This window comes from Caenispirillum bisanense (assembly GCF_900230255.1).
Taxonomy (GTDB): Bacteria; Pseudomonadota; Alphaproteobacteria; order Rhodospirillales; family Rhodospirillaceae; genus Caenispirillum; species Caenispirillum bisanense_A.
This window is the reverse complement of the sequence record NZ_OCNJ01000007.1, coordinates 273050-296022: the sequence shown is the minus strand read 5'-3', so window position 1 is coordinate 296022 and position 22973 is coordinate 273050. Positions and strand designations below refer to the sequence as shown.

General features: G+C 69.7%; 22 protein-coding genes. 8 read left to right on the top strand and 14 right to left on the bottom strand.

The window, feature by feature from the left end; genetic code table 11:
• Positions 1–51 precede the first annotated feature (51 nt).
• The 6 genes from CRP50_RS17015 to CRP50_RS16990 are packed head-to-tail and all read left to right on the top strand — an operon-like array spanning position 52 to position 7337.
• Complete coding sequence (locus CRP50_RS17015; protein ID WP_097280368.1) at positions 52–1557, top strand: sugar ABC transporter ATP-binding protein; 1506 nt, start codon at positions 52–54, stop codon at positions 1555–1557.
• 10 nt (positions 1558–1567) lie between these two features.
• Positions 1568–2545, top strand: a complete 978-nt coding sequence (locus CRP50_RS17010; RefSeq protein ID WP_097280367.1) for an ABC transporter permease — start codon at positions 1568–1570, stop codon at positions 2543–2545.
• A gap of 11 nt (positions 2546–2556) precedes the next feature.
• The gene (locus tag CRP50_RS17005) at positions 2557–3549 is read left to right on the top strand and encodes an ABC transporter permease (RefSeq protein ID WP_097280366.1); all 993 of its coding nucleotides are present in this window, start codon (positions 2557–2559) and stop codon (positions 3547–3549) included.
• Between the two features lie 18 nt (positions 3550–3567).
• A complete protein-coding gene (locus CRP50_RS17000; protein ID WP_097280365.1) occupies positions 3568–4653 on the top strand; it encodes an aldose 1-epimerase family protein in 1086 nt (361 codons plus the stop codon).
• Between the two features lie 17 nt (positions 4654–4670).
• Positions 4671–5603 carry a ribokinase gene (gene rbsK / locus CRP50_RS16995; protein ID WP_097280364.1) on the top strand — a complete coding sequence of 311 codons (933 nt, stop codon included), beginning with the start codon at positions 4671–4673 and terminating at the stop codon, positions 5601–5603.
• 27 nt (positions 5604–5630) lie between these two features.
• On the top strand, positions 5631–7337 hold the full coding sequence (locus tag CRP50_RS16990) for an FGGY-family carbohydrate kinase (RefSeq protein WP_097280363.1): 1707 nt from the start codon (positions 5631–5633) through the stop codon (positions 7335–7337).
• Between the two features lie 172 nt (positions 7338–7509).
• Here the strand turns inward: CRP50_RS16990 and CRP50_RS16985 are convergent, their stop codons facing one another.
• The 7 genes from CRP50_RS16985 to CRP50_RS16955 form a co-directional block, all read right to left on the bottom strand.
• Positions 7510–8478 (bottom strand): GDP-L-fucose synthase family protein, encoded by a 969-nt coding sequence (locus tag CRP50_RS16985; protein WP_097280362.1) that lies wholly within the window; start codon positions 8476–8478, stop codon positions 7510–7512.
• A gap of 32 nt (positions 8479–8510) precedes the next feature.
• On the bottom strand, positions 8511–8909 hold the full coding sequence (locus tag CRP50_RS16980) for a DoxX family protein (protein ID WP_097280361.1): 399 nt from the start codon (positions 8907–8909) through the stop codon (positions 8511–8513).
• A gap of 102 nt (positions 8910–9011) precedes the next feature.
• On the bottom strand, positions 9012–9902 hold the full coding sequence (locus tag CRP50_RS16975) for an isocitrate lyase/PEP mutase family protein (RefSeq protein WP_097280360.1): 891 nt from the start codon (positions 9900–9902) through the stop codon (positions 9012–9014).
• Positions 9903–9928: 26 nt separating this feature from the next.
• The gene (locus CRP50_RS16970) at positions 9929–11203 is read right to left on the bottom strand and encodes a TRAP transporter large permease (RefSeq protein WP_097280359.1); all 1275 of its coding nucleotides are present in this window, start codon (positions 11201–11203) and stop codon (positions 9929–9931) included.
• Entirely contained in the window at positions 11200–11847 is a 648-nt protein-coding gene (locus CRP50_RS16965; protein ID WP_176525228.1) for a TRAP transporter small permease, read from the bottom strand. Before CRP50_RS16965 ends, CRP50_RS16970 begins: the two co-directional genes overlap by 4 nt.
• 28 nt (positions 11848–11875) lie before the next feature.
• Positions 11876–12871 carry a TRAP transporter substrate-binding protein DctP gene (dctP, locus tag CRP50_RS16960; RefSeq protein ID WP_097280357.1) on the bottom strand — a complete coding sequence of 332 codons (996 nt, stop codon included), beginning with the start codon at positions 12869–12871 and terminating at the stop codon, positions 11876–11878.
• A gap of 103 nt (positions 12872–12974) precedes the next feature.
• Positions 12975–13682 carry a GntR family transcriptional regulator gene (locus CRP50_RS16955; RefSeq protein WP_176525227.1) on the bottom strand — a complete coding sequence of 236 codons (708 nt, stop codon included), beginning with the start codon at positions 13680–13682 and terminating at the stop codon, positions 12975–12977.
• A gap of 81 nt (positions 13683–13763) precedes the next feature.
• Between CRP50_RS16955 and CRP50_RS16950 the strand changes: the two genes are divergently transcribed.
• Positions 13764–14618 carry an isocitrate lyase/PEP mutase family protein gene (locus tag CRP50_RS16950; RefSeq protein ID WP_097280355.1) on the top strand — a complete coding sequence of 285 codons (855 nt, stop codon included), beginning with the start codon at positions 13764–13766 and terminating at the stop codon, positions 14616–14618.
• A 97-nt stretch (positions 14619–14715) separates the two neighbouring features.
• Positions 14716–16494: a single-stranded-DNA-specific exonuclease RecJ gene (recJ, locus tag CRP50_RS16945; protein WP_097280354.1), complete on the top strand. Its 1779-nt coding sequence runs from the start codon at positions 14716–14718 to the stop codon at positions 16492–16494.
• Positions 16495–16536: 42 nt separating this feature from the next.
• Here recJ and CRP50_RS16940 read toward each other — a convergent pair whose 3' ends face one another.
• From CRP50_RS16940 to paaA, 7 genes are all read right to left on the bottom strand, one after another.
• Positions 16537–16773 (bottom strand): DUF2783 domain-containing protein, encoded by a 237-nt coding sequence (locus tag CRP50_RS16940; protein WP_097280410.1) that lies wholly within the window; start codon positions 16771–16773, stop codon positions 16537–16539.
• 143 nt (positions 16774–16916) lie between these two features.
• Positions 16917–18548: an FAD-dependent oxidoreductase gene (locus tag CRP50_RS16935; protein WP_097280353.1), complete on the bottom strand. Its 1632-nt coding sequence runs from the start codon at positions 18546–18548 to the stop codon at positions 16917–16919.
• A 381-nt stretch (positions 18549–18929) separates the two neighbouring features.
• Positions 18930–20003, bottom strand: a complete 1074-nt coding sequence (gene paaE, locus CRP50_RS16930) for a 1,2-phenylacetyl-CoA epoxidase subunit PaaE (protein ID WP_097280352.1) — start codon at positions 20001–20003, stop codon at positions 18930–18932.
• A 17-nt stretch (positions 20004–20020) separates the two neighbouring features.
• A complete protein-coding gene (gene paaD / locus CRP50_RS16925) occupies positions 20021–20518 on the bottom strand; it encodes a 1,2-phenylacetyl-CoA epoxidase subunit PaaD (protein WP_097280351.1) in 498 nt (165 codons plus the stop codon).
• A 7-nt stretch (positions 20519–20525) separates the two neighbouring features.
• Positions 20526–21290, bottom strand: coding sequence for a 1,2-phenylacetyl-CoA epoxidase subunit PaaC (gene paaC, locus CRP50_RS16920; RefSeq protein ID WP_097280350.1), 765 nt, complete (start codon positions 21288–21290; stop codon positions 20526–20528).
• A gap of 14 nt (positions 21291–21304) precedes the next feature.
• Complete coding sequence (paaB, locus tag CRP50_RS16915) at positions 21305–21592, bottom strand: 1,2-phenylacetyl-CoA epoxidase subunit PaaB (RefSeq protein WP_097280349.1); 288 nt, start codon at positions 21590–21592, stop codon at positions 21305–21307.
• Positions 21593–21644: 52 nt separating this feature from the next.
• Positions 21645–22613: a 1,2-phenylacetyl-CoA epoxidase subunit PaaA gene (gene paaA, locus CRP50_RS16910; protein WP_097280348.1), complete on the bottom strand. Its 969-nt coding sequence runs from the start codon at positions 22611–22613 to the stop codon at positions 21645–21647.
• Between the last annotated feature and the right edge of the window lie 360 nt (positions 22614–22973).

Here is a 22973-nt window from a genome sequence, read left to right as displayed (position 1 = left end):
CGCCGCCCGCCGCCTCGCACGTTCCTCAGTCCCCAGCAGGCGGGCCCGACCATGTCACCGCAAGCCTTCATCGAACTGCGCGACATCCGGAAGGAATTCTCCGGCGTCGTCGCCCTGGACGACATCTCGCTCGTCATCCGCCCCGGCGAAATCCATTGCCTGGCCGGCGAGAACGGGTCGGGCAAGTCGACCGTCATCAAGGTCATGTCCGGCGTCTACCAGCCGGACGGCGGCCAGATGCTCATCGACGGCAAGCCCGTCGACAAGCTCTCCCCCATCCGCGCCATCGGTCACGGCGTGCAGGTGATCTACCAGGACTTCTCGCTGTTCGGGAACCTGACCGTCGCCGAGAACCTGGCGATGAACGTCCACCTGCGCGAGAAGCGCCGGTTCATGGACTGGGGCCGCACCCGCCGCATCGCCCGCGAGGCGGTGAGCCGGCTGGGCGTCGACCTCGATCTGGACGCCGAGGTGGGCAACCTGCCGACCGCCGGCAAGCAGCTGGTCGCCATCGCGCGCGCGCTCATGTCCGACGCCCGCCTCATCGTCATGGACGAGCCGACCACGGCGCTCACCCGTAAGGAAGTGGAGACGCTGTTCCGCATCGTCCGCGACATCCAGGCGCGCGGCATCGCCATTCTGTTCGTCAGCCACAAGATGCGCGAGATGCTGGAGATCAGCGAGCGCATCACCGTCATCCGCAACGGCCGCAAGGTCGCCGAGGGGCCGACGTCGGACTTCGACGAAGCCTCCATCACCCGCCACATGACGGGCACCGACATCCTCAACGAGCCCTACGTCTGGACGCCGCCCGCGGGCACGGCACCGGCGCCGCGCGTCGAGATCCGCGACCTGACGCTGCCCTGCCACTTCGAGGGCCTGAACCTGGCCGTGCGGCCGGGCGAGATCGTCGGGCTGTCGGGCCTGCTCGGCTCCGGGCGCACCGAGGTGGCGCTGACGCTGTTCGGCATGATGCCCGGCTACCGCGGCGAGATCCGCATCGACGGCGAGCCGGTGCGCCTGACCTCCACCCACGACGCCATCGAGGCGGGCATCGCCTACGTGCCGGAAGACCGGCTGACGGAAGGCCTGTTCCTCGCCCAGAGCATCGACCGCAACATGCTGGCGACCATCTACGAGCGGCTGGCACCGCGCCTCGTGGTCGACCGCGAGAAGGCCGACGGCATGGCGGCCGACATGATCGGCGCCATGCAGATCGCGACACCCTCGGGCGAGAAGCCGGTGATCCAGCTGTCGGGCGGCAACCAGCAGCGCGTGGTGCTGGCCCGCTGGCTGCTGACGGACGCCCGCGTGCTCATCCTCAACGGGCCGACCGTCGGCGTCGACGTCGGCTCGAAGGCAGAAATTCACCGCAAGATCCGGGAACTGGCCGTCCACCACGGGCTCGCCGTCCTGATGATCTCCGACGACGTCCTCGAACTGGTGCAGAACTGCAACCGCATCGTGCTCATGCACCGCGGCCGGTTCGTCGACGAAAGGGAAAGCGCCGCGACCTCGGAAGAGCAGGTCAGCGAGACGCTGAAGACGTTCGCGTGAGGGGGATGTGATGGCCTGGCTCCGCCGTTCGGAAGTGGTCATCGCGGGCATTCTGGTGCTCGCCATGATCCTCATCGGGTTGGTCAACCCTGCCTTCTGGCAGCTCGACAACCTGTTCAGCCTCGCGCGCAGCAACGTGATCATCGGGATCATGGCGCTGGGCGTGCTGCTCGTCATGATCTCGGGCGGCATCGACGTGTCGTTCCCGGCCTTCGCGGTCGCGGCCATGTACCTGACCGTGAAGGGCATGATCTACTTCGGCTACGACGGGGTGGCGCTGCCGTTCCTGACGGCGGCGGTCATGGGCCTGCTGTTCGGCTGCCTGAACGCCTTCTTCGTCTACAAGTTCCGCATGATCCCGCTGATCGTGACGCTCGGCACCGGCAGCATGGTGCGCGGCTTCCTGCTCGGCGTCGTCGGCACCAGCATGGTCAACATCAACAAGATGCCCGACGCGCTGATGGACTTCGCCAAGACGGAAGTCATCAGCCTGACCAAGGTCGACGGCACCACCTACGGCCTGACGGCCATGGTGCTGGTCTATGTCGGCATCGCCGTGCTCATGCACGTGGTGCTGCGCTACACCATGATCGGGCGCAGCGTCTATGCCCTCGGTGGGGACGCGGAAGCGGCCCGCCGCGCCGGCTTCGACCTGCGCAAGACCATCTTCTTCATCTACTGCACCGCCGGTGCGCTCGCCGGTTTCGCGGGCCTGCTGCACAGCGGCATGATCTGGCTCGCCAACCCGCGCGACTTCGTCGGGCTGGAGCTGGACGTCATCGCCGCCGTGGTGCTGGGCGGAGCCTCCATCTTCGGCGGGCGCGGCACGGTGCTCGGCACCATGCTCGGCGTCTTCATGCTGGTGATGGTGAAGAACAGCCTGATCATCATGAAGGTCGACACCACGTGGCAGCGCGTGGTGGTGGGCGTCATCATCGTCATCGCCACGGCGGTCACCGCCTGGCGCGATCGCCGCCGGCAGGCGTGAGGAGGCCGATCATGAAGTTCCAGACGGATTTCCGCAGCCTGCTGAACCGCGACAACAACATCGCCCAGCTGCTCATCATGACCGTGCTGATCTTCGTCGTCATGACGGCGCTCAGCCCGGACAAGTTCCTGCGCTACTACAACTTCGAGTCCATCACCTACATCTTCCCCGAACTCGGCCTGCTGTCCATCGCCATGATGATCGCCATGCTGACCGGCGGCATCGACCTGTCGGTGGTGGGCATCGCCAACCTGTCGGGCATCCTGGCCGGCGTGCTGTTCCACCGCCTGGCGCAGGAGACGGGCGTCGCCGACACCGGCGTGATGACGGTGCTGCTCGGCGGCGTGGTGGCGGTGGGGACCGGCGTGGTGGCCGGGGCCTTGAACGGCTTCCTCATCACCCGCTTGCGTATCACGCCGATCCTGGCGACCCTCGGCACCGGGCAGGTATTCACCGGCCTCGCCATCGTGCTGACCGGCGGGCCGGCCATCGTCGGCTTCCCGCAGGCCTGGGCCTTCCTCGGCAACGGCAAGATCCTCGGCATCGCCACGCCCTTCGTGCTGTTCGTGGTGCTGGCAATAGTGATCGCCTTCATCCTGTCGCGCACCGCCTTCGGCATCAACCTGCTGCTCATCGGCACCAACCCGAAGGCCGCCCTGTTCGCCGGCCTGAAGCGCGAGCGGATGATCTTCTACAGCTACATGCTGACCGGCGTGCTGGCGTCGGTGGCCGGCATCATCCTGTCGGGGCGCACCAACGCCGCCAAGTCGGACTACGGCACGTCCTACCTGCTGCAGGCGGTGCTCATCGCCGTGCTCGGCGGCACCAACCCGGCCGGCGGCAAGGGAACGGTGCTCGGCGTCTCCATCGCCGTGGTGGCCCTCATGCTGCTGTCGAGCGGCTTCCAGATCCTGCGGTTCTCCAACCACCTGATCGACTTCATCTGGGGCGCCTTCCTGCTCCTGGTGATCGCCATCAACGCCTACAAGAACCGTACCCGCTAAAGGGTGCCGGAGGACATCATGAGCGTCCGCACGACCATCCACTTCCGCAAGAGCTTCTTCGGCGAGACCGAGCGCCCCGTCGCCGAGATCGACGGCCTGTCGGCCAGCCTGTTCCGCTACGACAGCGGCATCGAGGCGGTGCGCCTGACCAACCGGCGCGGCCATCTGGTGGTGCTGCCGTACTTCGGGCAGATGATCTGGGACGCGGTGTTCGACGGCGTCGACCTGACCATGGCCAACATGTTCGACATGCCGCGCCCGGCCGATGTCATCGTCGGCACCTATGGCTGCTTCGCCTTCCACTCGGGCCTGCTGCGCAACGGTTGTCCGGGGCCGCGCGACGCCCATCCGCTGCACGGCGAGATGCCCTGCGCCCCCATGGACGCCGCCGGGCTGGAGATCGGCGAGGACGCCGAGGGGCCCTACATGGCGCTCACCGGCCGGCGCGAGTACGTCATGGGCTTCGGCGCCCACTACGTCGCCCGGCCGCGCGTCGTGCTGCGCCCCGACGCCACCCTGTTCGACATCGAGATGAGCGTCGAGAACCTGTCGGGCGCGGCCATGGACCTCATGTACATGTGCCACGTCAACTTCGCCTATTGCGAGGGCGCGCGCATCGTCCAGCCGGCGCCCTTCACGCCGGAGGCGACGGCGGTGCGCACCGAGGTGCCGGCCCACGTGCCGCGCAGTGCCGCCTACGACGCCCTGCTGGCCGACCTGGCGGCCGACCCGTCGGTCATGGAAGTGCTCGACGAGCCGGGCCGCTACGACCCCGAGCAGGTGTTCTACATCCGCGGCCTGCGCACCGATGCCGCCGGCCGCACCGCCCTGATGATGCGCCGCCGCGAGGGCGATGCTTTCCACATCGCCTACGACACCGCCGACTTCCCCAAGACGGTGCGGTGGATTCTGGTCAACAGCGACCAGAAGGTGGCCGCCTTCGCCTTGCCGTCGACCTGCGAGCCCGAGGGCTTCCTCGCCGAGCAGGCCAAGGGCAACGTCCAGACCCTGAAAGGCGGCGAGACCCGCCGCTTCGCCGTGCGCCTCGGCTACCTGACCGCGTCCGAGGCGGACGCCGCCGAAGCCGTCATCGCCAGCCTGTGAGAGAGGAGGCCCCCGTCATGTCGGGCAAGATCGCCGTGGTCGGCAGCAACATGGTCGACCTCATCACCTACACCGACCGCATGCCGGCCCCCGGCGAAACCATCGAGGCGCCGCGCTTCGAGATGGGCTGCGGCGGCAAGGGCGCCAACCAGGCCATCGCCGCCGCCCGCCTGGGCGCCGACGTCATGATGCTGACCAAGGTCGGCGACGACATCTTCGCCGACAACACCATCCGCAACTTCGAAACCTCGGGAATCGACACCCGCTTCGTGGAGCGCGTGCCGGGCACCTCCAGCGGCGTCGCGCCCATCTTCGTCGAGCCGTCGGGCGAGAACAGCATCCTCATCGTCAAGGGCGCCAACGCCCTGCTGTCGCCGGCCGACGTCGACCGCGCGGCGGAGGCGCTCAAGCAGTGCGACCTCATCGTCATGCAACTGGAAGTGCCGCTGGAGACGGTCTATCACACCATCGCCTTCGGCGCCGCGCACGGCATCGAGACGCTGCTGAACCCCGCCCCGGCGGCGCCCGACCTCGATCCCGCGCGCATCGAGCAGGTAACCTTCTTCGTGCCCAACCAGACGGAACTCGCGACCATCACCGGCCTGCCGGTGACGTCCGAGGCCGAGGCGGAGACGGCGGCGCGCACCCTTGTCGCCCGCGGCATCCGCACCGTCATCGTCACCCTCGGCGCCCGCGGCGCCCTGCTGGTGACGGCCGGCGAGGCGACGCGGCGCATCGAGCCGGTGCGCGTCACCCCGGTCGACACCACCGGCGCCGGCGACGCCTTCATCGGCAGCTTCGCCCGTTACTACGTCGAGACCCACGACCTCGACGCCTCGCTGCATAAGGCGGTGCGCTATGCCGCCGACAGCATCACCCGGCCGGGGACGCAGAAGTCCTACGCCACGCGCGAGGCCTTCGAGGCCTTCTGCGCCACCTGCGACGCCTGAGCCACACCGGAGGAAGGGAGCCCCGCCATGGTCCGCGCGGTCATCGGAGTGGACGTCGGAACCGGCAGCGCCCGCGCCGGCATCTTCGACCTCGACGGCCACCGCCTCGCCATGGCGGTGCGGCCCATCCGCATGTGGCACCCGGAACCGGAGTGGGCGGAGCAGTCCTCCGACGACATCTGGGCCGCCGTCTGCGCCTGCGTGCGCGAGGCCGTGGCAGCCTGCGCCGAGCCGCCCGACGTGGTCGGCATCGGTTTCGACGCCACCTGCTCGCTGGTGGTGCTGGACGGCGAGGGGCGGCCGGTGACGGTGGACCCGGCGGGCGACGATGCCCGCAACGTCATCGTCTGGATGGACCACCGGGCGCTCGACCAGACGGCGCGCATCAACGCCGGCGGGCACGACGTGCTGCGCTACGTCGGCGGCCGCGTCTCGCCCGAGATGCAGACGCCCAAGCTGCTGTGGCTGAAGGAGACTCTGCCGCAGACCTGGGCGCGGGCGGCGCACTTCTTCGACCTGCCGGACTTCCTGACGTGGCGGGCCACCGGCTCGCCGCGGCGGTCGCTGTGCTCGCTGGTGTGCAAGTGGACCTATCTCGGCCACGAGGACCGCTGGGACGACGCCTATCTGCGGGCGGTCGGCCTCGGCGATCTGGCCGACGAGGCCCATTGCCGCATCGGCACCGATGTCGGCGCCGTCGGCAGCGCCATCGCCGGCGGCCTGACGGCGCAGGCGGCGGCCGACCTGGGGCTTGCGCCGGGCATCGCCGTCGGCACCTCGCTCATCGACGCCCACGCCGGCGGCCTCGGCGTCATCGGCGCCCGCCTGCCCGAGGACGGCGCGGGCGGCGCCGTCGACTTCGACCGTCGTCTCGCCCTCATCGGCGGCACGTCGAGCTGCCACATGACCGTCAGCCCCGGCGACCCGCGCTTCATTGCGGGCGTGTGGGGGCCGTACTACTCGGCCATGGTGCCGGGCCTGTGGCTCAACGAGGGCGGCCAGTCGGCGACGGGGGCACTCATCGACCACGTCGTGCGCAGCCATGCCGCCCATGCCGACCTCGCGGCGGAGGCCGACGCCGGCGGTCGCACCGTCTATCAACTGCTGAACGAGCACCTCGACGCCATGGCGGTGGAGCAGGGTGTGCCGGTGGCGGAGCTGACCGCCGACTTGCACGTGCTGCCCGACTTCCACGGCAACCGCTCGCCGCGCGCCGAGCCGTGGCTGCGCGGCATGGTGAGCGGCCTGCGCCTGTCGGCCGAGCGTGACGACCTGGCGCTGCTCTATCTGGCGACGGTGCAGGCGGTGGCCTATGGCACGCGGCACATCGTCGAGGCCATGAACGCCGCCGGCTACGCCATCGACACCATCCTGGCCTGCGGCGGCGGCACCAAGAACCCGGTCTTCCTCCAGGCCCACGCCGACGCCACCGGCTGCCGCCTCGTGCTGCCCGAGGAGCCGGAGGCGGTGCTGCTGGGCGCCGCCCTGCTCGGTGCCGTGGCCGCCGGAACCCACGCCGACATCGCCACCGCCATGGCCGCCATGACGCGGCCGGGGCGAGTGATCGAGCCGGCGGTGGGTGCGGTGCGTGCCTACCACGACCGCAAGTACCGCGTCTTCCTGCGCCTCTACGAGGACCAGATGGCCTACCGCGCCCTCATGGCGGGCGGTGGCACGGAGGAGTCCCTCGGCGCGCAGGGCTTTCACCGTCCGGTTGACGTGGACCGCCGTTAGCTCCGGGGCATCGCCGATGACGCACTGGGCCATTTCATGAGTTGTTTCGCACTTGTGCGGACCCGTCCGACCGCGCCGCGAGCGGCGAGAAGAGGGGTGCGCGGACGTGACCTTTACCGATGGGTGGGGGAACTCCGCATTCGGTTCCTCGGTCCTGGAAATGACGCCGCCGCTAACGCCCGCCGCCGGCCAGGAAGTCGGCATAGGCGGCCCGCAGGCCACTTTCCAGCGGTGTCCGGGCACGCCAGCCGAGTGCGCCGAGGCGGGAGACGTCGAGCAGCTTGCGGGGGGCTCCGTCGGGGCGGGACGGGTCGAAGACGATGCGGCCGTCATAGCCCACCACTTTGGCCACCATGGCGGCGAACGTGGCGATGGTGACGTCTTCGCCGGTACCCACGTTGAGCGGCTCCTCCGACGACCAGCGCTCCAGGACGAAGACGCACGCATCGGCGAGGTCGTCGACGCAGAGGAACTCCCGCCGGGGCGTGCCCGTCCCCCATACCACCACCGCGGGATCGCCCCGCAGGCGCGCCTCGTGGAAGCGGCGGATGAGTGCCGCCGGAACGTGGGCCGTCGCGTGGTCGTACGTGTCGCCGGGGCCGTAGAGGTTGGTCGGCATGACGGCGATGAAATCGTCGCCGTACTGCCGACGATAAGCCTGGCACATCTTCAGGCCGGCGATCTTGGCGACGGCGTACCACTGGTTGGTCGGCTCGAGCGGCCCGGTCAGCAGTGCGTCCTCGGTCATCGGTTGGGGCGCGAGGCGCGGATAGAGGCACGAGGAGCCGAGATAGAGCAGCTTCCGCACGCCGCAGACGTGGGCGGCGTGGATGACGGTGGTGGCGATGGCGAGGTTCTGGTGGATGAACTCCGCCGGTCGGCTGTCGTTGGCATGGATGCCGCCGACCTTGGCCGCTGCGACGATCACCACGTCGGGGTGTTCGCGCGCCATCCAGTCCTCCACCGCTGCCTGCCGCGTCAGGTCGACGGCGGCGCGCGGGGCGGTGAGGACGTGGCAGTCGAGGTCGGCGAGGCGCCGCACCAAGGCGCCGCCCACCATGCCGGTGTGGCCGGTGACCCAGATGCGCCGCCCGGCGAGAGGAAAACAAACTGCCGCCGGCGACGCCGCGACGGACGACATGATGCTCCTCCGGGCGTGTGTTGCCCTTTCCTCTACACCTTGCTCCTGCGGCCGTCGATACTCCATGCGCCCGGTCCGGCGAAGACCAGGTAGAGGAAGACGAAGCAGTACAGGATGGCCGCGTCGCCGCCGTTGTTCACCGGGAAGAAGTTCTGCGGTGCGTGCGCCATCCAGTAGGCGACGGCCATTTCGCCCGAGGCGATGAAGGCCGCGGCGCGGGTGAACAGGCCGATCACGAGCAGGACGCCGGTCACCAGTTCGATGGCGCCGGCCCACCACGACAGGGTGCCGAAGGCGACGCCGGCGCGCTCGCCGTCGGGGAAGCCGAGCAGCTTCTGCGTGCCGTGTTCCAGGAAGATCAGGGCGGCGACGATGCGCAGGACGGCGAGCGCCCGCGGCGCCCAGACGGCCAGGGTGTCTGTTCTGTTCATGGCGAACCTCGTCAAGCGGGAGTGCTCGCCAACAACGTCCAGCCGCCGCGCCCCGTTCTACCTGGTTGCGAAAAGGTCGCGCGCCATGCGTCCCGCAGGTGGTTACCGGCCGTCGGCGAGGGCCGCGGCATGGTCGAGGAAGGCCTGTTCCCGCTCGCGCAGGCGCGGCAGACCGACGAGGCGGGTGTAGTCGTCGAAGGGCGCCAGCCGGTCGGCCAGGCCCGCCGTGCCGTCGTCGTCCTTCAGGCGGGCGAACAGGTCGCGCAGCATCTTCACCTGGGCGAGGATGGTGGTGACCGGCCAGATGATGCAGGCAAAGCCCATGGCCTGGGCCTCGGCCCCCGTCAGGGCGGGGCTCATGCCGAAGTCGACCATGTTGGTCATGTGCAGGCCCGGTGCTTCCGCCACGATGCGGCGCATGTCGTCGATCGTCGCCGGCGCCTCCACGAACAGGGCGTCGGCGCCCGCCTCGCGGTAGAGGTTGGCGCGCGCGATGGCGTCGTCCAGGCCGTTGACCGCGATGGCGTCGGTGCGCGCCATGATCAGCAGGTCGGGGTCGTGGCGGGCGTCGCAGGCGGCGGCGATCTTGGCCGCCATCTCGGCGGGCGGCACCACCGCCTTGCCGGGCGTGTGGCCGCAGCGCTTGGGGAACACCTGGTCCTCGATGAACAGCCCGGCGACGCCGGCCCGCTCCAGGGTGCGCACCGTGCGGGCGGTGTTGGTGACGTTGCCGAAGCCGGTGTCGGCGTCGGCCAGAACCGGCAGGCTGGTGGCATCGCAGATGCGCGCCAGATGCTCGGCCAGTTCCGAGAGCGAAAGCTGCGAGCTGTCGGGCTCGGCCAGCAGGGTGCCGGTCGCCGGGAAGCCGCCGAGGCCGACGGCGGCGAAACCGGCTTCCTCGGCCAGCTTGGCGGACAGGGCATCATGAATGCCCGGCAGCCGCAGGATCTCGGGCGCTTCCATCAGGCGGCGCAGGCGGGTGGTCTTGCGCATTGCAGAGTCTCCGGGGCGCAGGCTCGTCAGAGCCCGAACGGGATGTAGAGGGCGATGCCGGGGATCAGCCACAGCAGGCCGACCGACAGCAGCATGAGGGCGATGAACGGCGACACGCCGCGTACCACCACCCCGAGCGGCGTTCGTGCCACCGCCTGGATGACGAACAGGTTCAGGCCGACCGGCGGGGTGATGAGCGCGATCTCGATCAGCACCACGAAGAAGATGCCGAACCACACCGGGTCGACGCCCAGCGCCAGCACCGTCGGGAACAGCACCGGCACCATGATGAGCAGCATGCTCAGGCTTTCCAGGAACAGCCCGATGAACAGCAGGATGGCGGCGACGATGAGCAGGAACACGGTCTGGTCGGCGACGTGGGTGTCGACCAACTGGGCCACCTGCGCCGGCACCTGGTAGAGCGTCACCGCCTTGCCGAAGATCTTGGCGCCGATGACCACCAGGAACAGCACCACGCTGGTCGACAGCGTCGCCCGCACGGCGTCCTTGAAGGCGGCCCAGGTCAGGGTGCGCAGCACCAGCGTCGTCAGCAGCAGCGCCGCCACGGCGCCCACCGCCGAGGCTTCCGTCGGGGTGAAGGCGCCGCTGTAGATGCCGCCGACCATGAGCACCGCCAGCACGGCCGTCGGCATGGCCCGCCACGAGGCGCGGCGCCGCACCTCCCACGTCGCCTTGGGCATGCGCTCGTAGTCGCCGGTGAAGGCGGCGTTGAGGATGGAATAGGCGCCGAACAGCACGATCAGCAGCAGGCCCGGGCCGATGCCGGCCAGGAACAGCTTGCCGATGCTCTCCTCGGTGATGACGCCGTAGACGATGAGCGGGATGGACGGCGGGATGAGGATGCCGAGCGTGCCGCCCGCCGCCAGCAGGCCGAGCACGAAGGGCTGCTTGTAGCCGCGCTTGGTCATTTCGGGGATGGCGACGGTGCCGACCGTCGCCGCCGTGGCGACGGACGAGCCGGAGATGGCCGAGAACAGGCCGCACGACAGCAGGGTGGCGACACCGAGACCGCCCGGCCAGTGGCCGACCCAGCTCTGCACCGCCTCGAACAGGTCGCGCCCGACGCCGCCGCGCAGCAGGATGTTGGACATCAGCAGGAACAGCGGCACCGCCAGCAGCACGAAGTTGTCGATGGCGCCGTGCAGGTTCTGCGCCACCATCACCAGCGGCAGGCCCTTGGCGACCAGCATGGCGGCGCCCAGCCCGGCGAGGGAAAAGGCCACCGGCAGGCCGCTGAACAGCAGCAGCAGAAGCAGGCCGACGATCAGGATCAGGGTCATTCGGCGGCCCTCCGGCCGGTGGGAGCAGGGGGCGGAACGGGCTCGGCGTCGGCGCCCTCGGGCGGGGCGAAGTGGCTGCCGCCGGCGCTGTCGTCGTCGGTGCGGGAGGGCAGGCGGATCAACTCCGCCACGCCCTGCACGGCCAGCAGCAGGAAGCCGAGGATGACCGGCACTTCCGCGATCCAGTTGGGCAGTTCCAGCATGGTGGGCTGGCGGCGGCCGAGGCGGATGCTGTCCTCCACCACCCGCCAGCCTTCCCATACCGCCATGACGCTGAAGGCGACGATGACGAGCAGCGAGAAGGCCTCCAGCACCTTGCGCGGCCCGCGGCCGAGCAGCCCGGTGACGGCGGTGATGCGGATCATGTCGCGATGCCGCAGCACCCACGCCATGCCCAGGTAGGTGAACCACACCTGCAGCGTCACCGAGACGTCCTGGGTCCAGATGGTGGGCGCGAGGAACACGTAGCGCGCCACCACCTCGTAGAACAGGAAGCCGGCGATGAGCGCCACCATGACCATGCCGAGGCGGGCGCACTGGTCGGAAATCCAGTCGACTGCCGACAGCAGCCGCGAGCCGCCGCCGCGGCCGGGCGGACCAGAGGGAGGTGTGGTGTCGGGGGTGCTGCGGGCGGTCGTGGTCATGGGCGTCACCGGGCCTGCCTGCGCGCGATCAGTAGAGGACGCGAATGGCATCCACCAGCTTGCGACCCTCGTCGCCCGACGAGGCGATGAAGGCTTCCACCGCCGGCGCGGCGGCGCGCTGCCACTCGGCCAGCTCTTCCGGCGTCAGGTGCACGACGGTCATGCCCTTTTCGGCGATGACCTTTTCCGAGGCGATGTTGTTGGCCTCGGTCTCGCTGCGCAGCTTGTCTTCCGCCGCCTGGGCCGCCTTGCCGAGGATGGCGCGTTCCTCGTCGGTCAGCGAATCCCACAGCTTGTCGTTGATGACCATGAGGAATTCGGTCTGCGCGTGGTTGGTGATGGTGACGTGGTCCATCACCTCGTGCAGCTTGCGGGTCTCGATGGCGGTGGTGCCGGTCATGCCGACGTCGACCGTGCCGCGCTGGTAGGCGAGGAACTGTTCCGACCCGCCGATCTTCACCGGCACGCCGCCGACCGCCTTGATGAAGTCGCCCGACGGCTTGCCGAGGACGCGGATCTTCTTGTCCTTGAGGTCGGACGGCAGGCGAATGGCCTCGCCGTTGGACAGCAACTGCACGGGGCCGTAATCCTGCCACCACAGCACGCGGGCGCCGGTCTTGCGGATTTCCTCGTCGATGATGGTGCGCACCTCGCTGCCCGGGGCGGCGGCGCGGGCGAGCACATCGTAGTTCGGGAACATGAAGGCGACGCCGAAGATGCCGGTGACGGGCACCGTGCCGGCGAATTCGTCGATCAGCACGAGGCCGATGTCGATGGCGCCCGAGGCGACGGCCTGCGGGATCTCGCTGCCCTTGTAGAGCTGCGCGGAATCGTAGACCTCGATCTTGATGTCGCCGCCCGATTCCTCTTCGACCATCTTCTTGAAGTAGTCGATGTTCTGCCCGATGGGATGGCTGCTGGACACCTGCAGCGACAGGCGCAGGGTGCGCTCGGCCAGGGCGGGGCTGATGGACAGGGCCGCGATGCCGACGGCCATGGCCGCGGCGGTGAGCATCTTCCGCATGGTTTCCTCCCTGTGGTTTCGCGTGTCGAAACCCGTTGTGGTCGCGGCGCGGTAGCCGCGGGCGACCCGGCTCTTTTGGCCGGTCAGGGAGGGATTGTATACACTACTCCGCCGCTCGGTCAATATTTGCGCGACCTCGCGTCATCACCGCGTGGCCGGCGTGCAGGTGCGACCGCATGACGCTTTCTGCCCACACGCCGTCGTGGGCGGCCAGGGCCTCGGCGATCTCGCGGTGGTGCGACATGCTGCGGCGCAATTCCGCCGCGCTGTAGACGGCGAAGGTGCGCATCACCAGCGGTACCTGGATCACCTGCCGCAGGGCCAGTCGCAGCCGCCGGCTGCCCGAGGCTTCCAGGATGACGCCGTGGAACCGCTCGTTCAGCGGCGACAGTTCGGCCAAGGCCAGTTGCGAGTCGCCGGAGCCCTCCACCACCGCTTCCATGCGGTCGCACAGCTCGTCCAGTTCGGCCAGTTGCTCGGCGCCGATGCGGGCGGCGGCCAGGTTGGCGGCGTGACCCTCCATGAGCGAGCGCAGGTCGAAGATGTCGTCCAGTTCCTCCGTCGTCCATTCCCAGATGCGGGCGCCGGCATTGGGCGTGAGTTCCACCAGCCCTTCCGCCGCCAGCCGCCGCAGGGCGTCGCGCACCGGCGTGCGGCTGACGCCGGTGAAGGCGGCCAGGTCGTGCTCCCGCAGGTGTTCGCCGCCGCTCCAGTGCTGCCGCAGGATGCCTTCGCGGATCAGCTTGTAGGCGCGATCGGCGGCGCGTTCACCGCCGTCGGCGGGCGGCGGAGAGGGGTCGGGCACGGTCATGGCAACTCCGGACTCGATTTGGGATGCATCCATTGTATACAATGGCCGCAGAAAGACCAAGTGACGACAAGGAGACGATGCGTGACCAGCCTGCGCGAACGCCTGACTGCCCCCGGGCTCATCGTGGCCCCCGGGGTGTTCGACATGATCTCGGCCAAGATCGCCGACGGCATGGGATTCGACGCCCTTTACATGACCGGGTACGGCACGGTCGCCTCCCACCTCGGGCTGCCCGACGCCGGGCTCGCCAGCTACACCGACATGGTGACGCGGGTGCGCACCCTGGCCGGCGGCACCGCGACGCCGCTGATCGCCGACGGTGACACCGGCTATGGCGGCCTGCTCAACGTCGACTTCACGGTGAAGGGCTACGAGGCGGCGGGCGCCGCGGCCATCCAGCTCGAAGACCAGGAATTCCCCAAGAAGTGCGGCCACACCCCCGGCCGCCGCGTCATCCCCATGGCCGACATGGTGAAGAAGATCAAGGTGGCGGTCCAGGCCCGCGAGTCCGACGACTTCCTCATCGTCGCCCGCACCGACGCCCGCACCGCCCACGGCCTGGACGAGGCGCTGCGCCGCGCCGAGGCCTATGCCGAAGCCGGCGCCGACGTGCTGTTCGTCGAAAGCCCGGAGACGGTGGAGGAAATGCGCCGCATCTGCGCCACCATCGACAAGCCGCTGCTCGCCAACATGGTTGAAGGCGGCCGCACGCCGATCCTCTCGAAGGCGGAGCTGGAGGAACTGGGATACAAGATCGCCATCTTCCCCGGCACCGGCTTCCTGGCCGCGGGTGCGGCCCTGCGCCGCACCTACGAGACCATCCGGCGCGACGGCTCGTCGCAGGCCATCGCCGGTGACCTGTATTCCTTCACCGAGTTCAGCAAGCTCATGGGCTTCGAGCGCGTCTGGGCCTTCGACGCCGAGCACGCCGACTGAGCGCGACGGGGAGACGGGGAGGCGCCCGGTGGACGCAGGCCGGCCGCCTCCCTATGATACGGTGGTTCCATCGCCCCTCACGTCGGAGAGCCCCCGCATGACCGTCCCGCCCTTCCTCGGTGTCGACCGCTCGGTCAACGGCCGGCGCTGGACCCTGCGGCAGGGTGACGAGCGCATGGCGCTGGCCATCAGCCAGCGGCTGGCGCTGCCCGAGGTGGTCGGGCGAGTGCTGGCGGCGCGCGGCGTCAGCCTGGAGGCGGCCGAGGGCTTCCTCAACCCCACCCTGCGCGACCTCATCCCCAACCCGTCCACCTTCGCCGGCATGGACGATGCCGCCGAGCGCGTCGCCGTGGCCCTGGAAGGCGGCGAGAAGATCGCCGTGTTCGGCGACTACGATGTCGACGGCGCCACCTCCTCGGCGCTGCTGCTGCGCTTCCTGCGCGCCGTCGGGGCCGACGTGCGGGCCTACATCCCCGACCGCATGGCCGAGGGCTACGGCCCCAACGCCCCGGCCCTGCTGAAGCTGCGCGAGGCCGGCTGTTCGCTGGTGGTGACCGTGGACTGCGGCATCACCGCCTACGAGCCCTTGCAGGCGGCCTACGACGCCGGGCTCGACGTGGTGGTGGTGGACCATCACCAGGCGGAGCCGACGCTGCCCGCCGCCGTCGCCGTGGTGAACCCGAAGCGGCTCGACTGCACCTCCGGCCAGGGGCATCTGGCGGCGGTCGGCGTCGCCTTCCTGCTGTGCGTCGCCGTCAACCGGGCCTTGCGCGACAGCGGCTGGTACGCCGCCGCCGGCCGCAAGGAACCGGACCTGCGCCAGTGGCTCGACATCGTGGCGCTCGGCACCGTCTGCGACGTGGTGCCGCTCACCGGCCTCAACCGGGCGCTGGTGACGCAGGGGCTGAAGGTCGCCGCCAAGCGCGGCAACGCCGGCATCGCCGCCCTGGCCGACGTGGCCGGCGTGAAGGACCGGCTGGACGCCTATCACCTGGGCTTCATCCTGGGGCCGCGGGTCAACGCCGGCGGGCGCGTCGGCGAATCCGACCTCGGCACCCGGCTGCTCTCCACCGACGACCGCGACGAGGCGGTGGCGCTCGCCATGCGCCTGCACGAGTACAATTCCCAGCGCCAGGAGATCGAGGCCGCCTGCCTGCTCGACGCCATCGAATTGGCCGAAGGCACCCCGAGCGAGGACCCGCTGGTCTTCGTCCACGGCCAGGGCTGGCATCCGGGCGTGGTCGGCATCGTCGCCAGCCGCTTGAAGGAACGTTACGCCATGCCGGCCTGCGTGCTGGCGGTGGAAGGCGGCATCTGCAAGGGCTCCGGCCGCTCGGTGCCGGGGCTGGACCTCGGCCGCGCCGTCATCGCCGCGCGCGAGGCCGGGCTGCTCATGGCCGGCGGCGGCCACGCCATGGCGGCGGGCTTCACCCTGGCGGAAGAGAAGCTGCCGGCCTTCCGCGCCTTCCTGGTGGAGCGCCTGCGCGCCCAGCTCGACGCCGGCGGCATCGTGCCGACCCTGGAACTGGACGGCGCGCTCGACGTCGGCGCCGCCTCGGCCGATCTGGTGGCGACGCTGGCCCAGTGCGGCCCCTACGGCGCCGGCAACGAGGAACCGCGCTTCGTGGTCGCCAACTGCCGGGTGGCGCGGGCCGACGTGGTGGGGTCGGGCCACGTGCGGCTGTTCCTGTCGGGGGCGAGCGGCGTCGGGCGCCTGAAGGCCATCGCCTTCCGTTGTGTCGACGGCGACCTCGGCCAGATGCTGCTCAATGCGTCGGGCCGCCTGCTGCACATTGCCGGCACCCTGCGGGCCGACACCTGGCAGGGCCGCACGGAGGCCCAGCTGGTGGTCGACGACGCCGCGCCGGTGAGTTGAGGGCGGCGGAGCGACGGGCGCAGGCCCGCCGCTCCGGTCCCGTCACGCCTGGTCGTCGTAGCCGCGGCGGGCGATCGCCATGGCCTCGCGCAGCACGTCCATGTCGCCGATGTGGTTGGCGAGCAGCAGCACCAGCTTGCAGTTGACGTCACGGCTCTGGTCGTCGGTCAGGCCGCGATGGGTGTCGATGAGCGCTTCGTAGAAGTCGTCGGGCCGGCCGATGTTCGGCGCGGTGACGAGGGCGGCGCTGCGTGGTGCCGTGGTGGCGTCGGTCTTCATGTACATCTCCCGGTCCTCCGTTTTTGTTTGCCCGCGACGCCCTGCGGCCGCCGCGGGATGCGTTCAGGTGCCACGCGGGCTCTCGCGCCAGGGGGCGCGGCGGCCGGTCGGCCTTGCCGTCGCCGGCAGGCCGGCGACGGGGATCATCCTTTGCCGCAGGCGGTGTCGAGGGCGATGCGCACCAGTCGCGGGTCGAAGGCGCGGAAGCGGGCGGCGACGTACTGGTCGGGGCGGATGAGGTAGAGGGTGCCCGGCCGCCCGTCGTAGCGCTGGGTCACCACGCCCTTGGCGTCGGCGATGCGGGGCGTGCCGACGGCCAGCACCTTCACCGGCACCGGGTCCTGCTCGAAGGCCGTCAGCGCCTCGGGCACCGTGCCGTCGGGGCTGAAGTAGAGCAGGGTGAAGCAGCCGCCCAGGTGGTCGAGCAGCCAGGAGTCGCGCCCGTCCACGGTCAGCGGCGCATCGGCCGCCGGGCAGCCCGGCGCCATGCGGCCCTGGAAGGCGTCTCGGTCGGGCGTGTTGAGGCGGCTGCCGACATAGGGCGTCGGCAGCGACAGCCGGCCCGAGTTCACCAGGCCGCGGGCGAAGGGCAGGTCGCGGGCGAGGTCCAGCGTCGCATCGCGGAAGGCGCGGCTGATGGCGCTCTTGGGCGTGATGAAGTCGGTGGAGCGGGTGGAGTTGAGCAGGTTGTCGTCGGCCGCCAGAACCCGCTCGTCGTCGTAGGTGTCGAGCAGGCTTTCCGGCGCCTTGCCGGCCACGACGAGGCCGAGCTTCCAGGCCAGGTTGTCGGTGTCCTGCACGCCGGAATTGGCGCCGCGGGCGCCGAAGGGGCTCACCTGATGGGCGGCATCGCCGGCGAAGAACAGGCGGCCGTGGCGGAACTTGTCCATGCGGCGGCAGTTGAACTGGTAGACGCTCACCCATTCCAGCTCGAAGTCGGTGTCTTCGCCGAGCATCGCCTTCAGGCGCGGCAGCACCTTCTCGGGCTTCTTCTCCTCCTCGGGGTCGGCGTCCCAGCCGAGCTGGAAGTCGATGCGCCAGACGTCGTCGGCCTGCTTGTGCAGGAGGACGCTCTGATTGCGGTGGAAGGGCGGGTCGAACCAGAACCAGCGTTCGGTCGGGAAGTCGGCCTTCATCACCACGTCGGCGATGAGGAAGCGGTCGTTGAAGGCCTGGCCGTCGAAGCGGGCGCCGATCATGCCGCGCACGTCGGACTTGGCGCCGTCGCAGGCGATCACCCAGTCGGCCTCCAGGGTGTAGGGGCCGTCGGGCGTCTCCACCGTCAGGGTGACGCCGTCGTCGCGGCTGTCGAGCGCGGTGACGCGGTTCTTCCACCGCAGGTCCACCAGCTCGCCGAGCGCCTGGGCGCGGTCCACCAGCGTCTCTTCCAGGTAGTACTGCTGGAGGTTGATGAAGGCCGGCATCTTGTGGTCCGGCTCGGGCAGCAGGTCGAACTGGTAGACCAGATCCTCGTCGCGGAACACCTTGCCGATCTTCCAGCGCACGCCCTTGTCGACCATGGGGCCGGCGCAGCCGAGGCGGTCCCACACCTCCAGCGCCCGCTTGGCGTAGCACACGGCGCGCGAGCCGATGGAGACGGTATTGTTGTCGTCGAGCACCACCACCGGCACCCCGTGCGCGGCGAGGTCGAGGGCGGCGGTCAGCCCCACCGGCCCGGCCCCGATGACGACCGCCGGCCGCTTCTCGGTGCCGCCGGCCTTCAGGGCGGCGGGTGGAACGTAGGCATACTCCGGGTATTGGTACGTGCTGAGCATTGGACGCTTCCCCGTTCGGATTTGGATAGTTTTTCTTGTAACAGTTTCATTTGATACTATCCGCGGAGGTGCCGGCGTTCAAGGGGGGAGAGGGGACGCCTGTCGCCACGGTTGGCGGCGTGCACGCCGTGGATGCCCGGCTCGGAGGCCGGGCATGACAAAGTATTGAAACAACTCAAGAAATTGTCATGGCCGGACTTGATCCGGCCATCCACGGCGTCACCGGCGCCGGTCGCTTGGCCGCGTTCTCCACGGCGGACGTCGTGCACGCCGTGGAAACCCGGCTCGGAGGCCGGGCATGACGGAGAAGGGGACGGGCGGCGCCTGACGCCCACCGGTGTCGTTCCCGTCGCAAGCCCTCTGTCGCCGTCCATCGGCCCCTCAGGCGTCGAAGTCCACCACCACCGTGTCCGTCTTCGGGCGGCTCTGGCACGACAGGACGTAGCCGGCGGCCACCTCCGACGGTTCCAGGCCGTAGTTCACCTCCATCTCCACCTCGCCCTCGACCACCTTGCAGCGGCAGGTGGCGCAGACGCCGCCCTTGCAGGCGTAGGGCAGGTCGAGCCCGGCCTCGCGGCCGGCGTCCAGCACCGTCAGGCCGCGGTCCATGGGGAAGCGGGTGGCAAGGCCGTCCAGGGTCACCGTGACCGTGCTGGTCTCGCCGGTGATGCGCGCCGGCTCGTCGTTGCGGTTGGCGGCCTTGCCCTGGCCGGGCACGCCGAACAGCTCGAAATGCACCTTCTCGGGCGGCACGCCGCGGTCGGCGAGTGCTGCGCGCACGTCGTCCGTCATGCCCTCGGGGCCGCAGACGAAGACATGGTCGACCGTGTCCACCTGCACCAGCGCGTCGAGCAGCGTCTCCACCTTGGCGCGGTCGAGGCGGCCGCGCAGCAGGTCCACCTGCTGGACGTCGCGCGACAGCACGTGGAACACCCGGAACCGCTGCATGAAGCGGTTCTTCAGGTCCTCCACCTCCTCGCGGAAGATGATCGCGCTGCCCTTGCGGTTGCCGTAGAACAGGGTGACGTTCGAGTGGGGCTCCAGCGCCAGCACCGTGCGGGCGATGGAGATGATGGGCGTGATGCCGCTGCCGGCGGCGAACAGCACGTAGGTCTTGGCGGCGTCCGGCTCGATGGGGGTGGTGAAGCGCCCGGCGGGCTGCATCACCTCGATCACGTCGCCGGGCTTCAGGGCCTGGTTGGCCCAGGTGGAGAAGCGGCCGCCCGGCACGCTCTTGACCGCCACGCGCAACTCCGCGTCGGGCACGCCGGCGCAGATGGAATAGCTGCGGCGCACTTCCTCGCCGTCGATGGTGGTGCGCAGCGTCAGGTACTGCCCGTGCTGGAAGCGGAAGGACTCGCGCAGGTCTTCGGGCACCGCGAAGCGGATGGAGACGCAGTCGTCGGTCTCGTGCCGCACGTCGGACACGGTGAGCGGGTGGAAGTGAGTGGCCATCGAACGGTCCGTCCTGTTCAGATGCATTTGAAGTAGTCGAAGGGCTCCAGGCAGTCGCGGCAGCGCCACAGCGCCTTGCACGCGGTCGAGCCGAACTCCGACAGCTGTTCCGTATGGGGCGATCCGCACTGCGGGCAGGCGACCTGCGCCGGCCGGCCGAGCAGGGCGGCCTTGCCGGCGCCGGCCGCGTCGGGCGGCGCGATGCCGGCGGCCTTCAGGCGCTCGCGCCCGCGCTCGGTGATCCAGTCGGTGGTCCAGGCCGGCGCCATCTGGCGGCGGATCACCACCTCGGCGAAGCCCGCCGCCCGCAGGGCCGTCTCGGCGTCCAGCTCGATCACCGACACCGCCGGGCAGCCGGAGTAGGTGGGGCTCAAAGCCGCCTCCACCCGCGATCCGTCGGCCGCCGCCGTCACCCCGCGCACGATGCCGAGGTCGACGATGGAAACGTGCGGGATCTCGGGGTCGTGCACCTCCTCCAGGGCCTGCCAGGCGCGGCGTGCGGGATCGTCGGTCATGGCGGCGTCACCACGTGCAGCCGGGATAGGCCCGCTGCATCCACTGCATCTCCGCCAGCAGATGGCCGAACTGTTCCGTGTGGCGGCCATGCCGGCCGCCGACGGGGCGCCACGAGGTCTCGGGGCGGGTCAGGGTGGCCTCGGCCAGCGTGTCGGCGACGGTCCGTTCGAAGCGGTCGCGCAGGGCGGCGCGGTCGACGGCGACGCCGGCGGCGCACAGGCGCTCCTCCACCGCGTCCATCTCGAACAGTTCGTGGACGTAGGGCCACATCTCGTTCACCGCGGCCTGCATGCGGGCGTGGCTTTCCTCCGTCCCGTCGCCGAGGCGGATGGTCCATTCGCGCGAGAACCGCAGGTGATAGGCCGTCTCCTTCACCGCTTTGGCGGCGATGGCCGACAGCGTCTCGTCGGCGGAGGCGGCGAGCGCCTCCATGAACGGCAGGTCGAAGGCATCGAACAGGAACTGGCGCGCGATGGTGTCGGCGAAATTGCCGTTGGGCTGTTCCACCAGCAGCACGTTGCCGAAGGCCTCGACGTCGCGCAGGAAGGCGAGCGCGTCCTCGTCGCGGCCATTGCCCTCCACCTGTCCGGCGTAGGTGAGGAAGCCCCGCGCCCGGCCGAGCACGTCGAGCGCCGTGTTCATGAGCGCGATATCCAGCTCCATCTCCGGGCTCTTGGCGCACCACTCGCCCAGGCGCTGGCCGAGGATCAGGCTGTCGTCGCCGAGCCGCAGGGCATAGGCGAACAGGTCGTCGTTGGAAACCGTGGTCATCGCCCCGCCGCCCCTCACATGTGCCCGACGTCGTCGGGGATCTTGTAGAAGGTGGGGTGGCGGTAGACCTTGTCGTCCGCCGGGTCGAACAGGGCGCCCTTGTCTTCGGGCGCGCTGGCGACGATGGCGTCGGCCGGCACCACCCAGAGGGACGTGCCTTCGCCGCGCCGGGTGTAGAGGTCGCGGGCGTTTTCCAGCGCCATCTTGGCGTCGGCGGCGTGCACGCTGCCGGCGTGCTTGTGGGACAGGCCCGCCTTGCTGCGGACGAACACTTCCCAGAGCGGCCACTGCTGCTTGGTCATTTCCTCAGGCTCCTCGCGGCCGCCGGCGCTGCGGGCGGCGGCCCATGTTCTCTCAGGCGGCGGACTTCTCGGCGCGGGCGGCGCGCTTGGCGGCATGGGCGAGGGCCGCCTCGCGCACCCAGGCGCCGTCGTCGCGGGCCTTGCGGCGGGCTTCCATGCGCTGGCGGTTGCACGGGCCGTTGCCCTTCAGCACCTCCATGAACTCGTCCCACGGCACCTCGCCGAAGTCGTAGTGGCCGCGCTCCGCGTTCCACTTCAGGTCCGGGTCGGGGATGGTCAGGCCCAGGTATTCGGCCTGCGGCACCGACTGGTCGACGAAGCGCTGGCGCAGCTCGTCGTTGGACAGGCGCTTGATCTTCCACGCCATGGACTGGGCGGAGTTGGGGCTGTTGTCGTCGGACGGGCCGAACATCATCAGCGCCGGCCACCACCAGCGGTTCAGCGATTCCTGGGCCATCCGCTTCTGCTCGGCCGTGCCCTGGCACAGGTCGACCAGGATCTCGTAGCCCTGGCGCTGGTGGAAGCTTTCTTCCTTGCAGATGCGCACCATGGCGCGGGCATAGGGCCCGTAGGAGGTGCGGCACAGCGCCACCTGGTTGATGATGGCGGCGCCGTCCACCAGCCAGCCGATGGTGCCGATGTCGGCCCAGGTCAGCGTCGGGTAGTTGAAGATGGTGGAATACTTGGCGCGGCCGTCGATGAGGGCGTCGACCATGTCGTCGCGCGAGGCGCCCAGCGTCTCGGCGGCGCTGTAGAGGTAGAGGCCGTGGCCCGCCTCGTCCTGCACCTTGGCGACCAGCGCCACCTTGCGGCGGAGCGTCGGCGCCCGGCCGATCCAGTTGCCTTCCGGCTGCATGCCGATGATCTCGGAATGGGCGTGCTGCGAGATCTGACGGATCAGCGTCTTGCGGTAGGCCTCGGGCATCCAGTCCTTGGGCTCGATCTTGCCCTCGGAGTCGACGGTCGCCTGGAACGCCGCCTCGCGGGGATCGGGGCCCGACAGAGCATCCTTCATCACCATGTCACCTCCCGTCGTTGCCGGTCTTCGGCCGGCCGGTGTTTGCTGAGCCGAATGTAATGCACTTTTTGCCATGTCGCTAGATAAAACTGTAACGCTTTTATCGGGGATAGGGACGGCAAAACGGCGGCTTCACGGCTTGGAATGGCGAGAAACTGCCGATCTCCGTTGGGTGCAATGCGATACGGCGCTATCCGCAAAGTCGACAAAACCAGTAGCGCAATAGGGGTATCGTCGCATGCGGCGGCGCGCCCCCTCGCACGACGCGAACGGCGGCTGCGACACGCCACGCAGGATGCGACGCGATCGCAGCGGCGCGGGCCTCCCGGTGGCTAAATCCGCCGAGTCGCCGCGTCTTCTCGA

Bases quoted from the DNA above. Each gene is read 5' to 3' on its own strand.
- CRP50_RS17015 (WP_097280368.1), top strand. From the start codon at position 52: ATGTCACCGCAAGCCTTCATCGAACTGCGCGACATCCGGAAGGAATTC.
- CRP50_RS17010 (WP_097280367.1), top strand. From the start codon at position 1,568: ATGGCCTGGCTCCGCCGTTCGGAAGTGGTCATCGCGGGCATTCTGGTG.
- CRP50_RS17005 (WP_097280366.1), top strand. From the start codon at position 2,557: ATGAAGTTCCAGACGGATTTCCGCAGCCTGCTGAACCGCGACAACAAC.
- CRP50_RS17000 (WP_097280365.1), top strand. From the start codon at position 3,568: ATGAGCGTCCGCACGACCATCCACTTCCGCAAGAGCTTCTTCGGCGAG.
- rbsK (WP_097280364.1), top strand. From the start codon at position 4,671: ATGTCGGGCAAGATCGCCGTGGTCGGCAGCAACATGGTCGACCTCATC.
- CRP50_RS16990 (WP_097280363.1), top strand. From the start codon at position 5,631: ATGGTCCGCGCGGTCATCGGAGTGGACGTCGGAACCGGCAGCGCCCGC.
- CRP50_RS16985 (WP_097280362.1), bottom strand. From the start codon at position 8,478: ATGTCGTCCGTCGCGGCGTCGCCGGCGGCAGTTTGTTTTCCTCTCGCC.
- CRP50_RS16980 (WP_097280361.1), bottom strand. From the start codon at position 8,909: ATGAACAGAACAGACACCCTGGCCGTCTGGGCGCCGCGGGCGCTCGCC.
- CRP50_RS16975 (WP_097280360.1), bottom strand. From the start codon at position 9,902: ATGCGCAAGACCACCCGCCTGCGCCGCCTGATGGAAGCGCCCGAGATC.
- CRP50_RS16970 (WP_097280359.1), bottom strand. From the start codon at position 11,203: ATGACCCTGATCCTGATCGTCGGCCTGCTTCTGCTGCTGCTGTTCAGC.
- CRP50_RS16965 (WP_176525228.1), bottom strand. From the start codon at position 11,847: ATGACCACGACCGCCCGCAGCACCCCCGACACCACACCTCCCTCTGGT.
- dctP (WP_097280357.1), bottom strand. From the start codon at position 12,871: ATGCGGAAGATGCTCACCGCCGCGGCCATGGCCGTCGGCATCGCGGCC.
- CRP50_RS16955 (WP_176525227.1), bottom strand. From the start codon at position 13,682: ATGACCGTGCCCGACCCCTCTCCGCCGCCCGCCGACGGCGGTGAACGC.
- recJ (WP_097280354.1), top strand. From the start codon at position 14,716: ATGACCGTCCCGCCCTTCCTCGGTGTCGACCGCTCGGTCAACGGCCGG.
- CRP50_RS16940 (WP_097280410.1), bottom strand. From the start codon at position 16,773: ATGAAGACCGACGCCACCACGGCACCACGCAGCGCCGCCCTCGTCACC.
- CRP50_RS16935 (WP_097280353.1), bottom strand. From the start codon at position 18,548: ATGCTCAGCACGTACCAATACCCGGAGTATGCCTACGTTCCACCCGCC.
- paaE (WP_097280352.1), bottom strand. From the start codon at position 20,003: ATGGCCACTCACTTCCACCCGCTCACCGTGTCCGACGTGCGGCACGAG.
- paaD (WP_097280351.1), bottom strand. From the start codon at position 20,518: ATGACCGACGATCCCGCACGCCGCGCCTGGCAGGCCCTGGAGGAGGTG.
- paaC (WP_097280350.1), bottom strand. From the start codon at position 21,290: ATGACCACGGTTTCCAACGACGACCTGTTCGCCTATGCCCTGCGGCTC.
- paaB (WP_097280349.1), bottom strand. From the start codon at position 21,592: ATGACCAAGCAGCAGTGGCCGCTCTGGGAAGTGTTCGTCCGCAGCAAG.
- paaA (WP_097280348.1), bottom strand. From the start codon at position 22,613: ATGGTGATGAAGGATGCTCTGTCGGGCCCCGATCCCCGCGAGGCGGCG.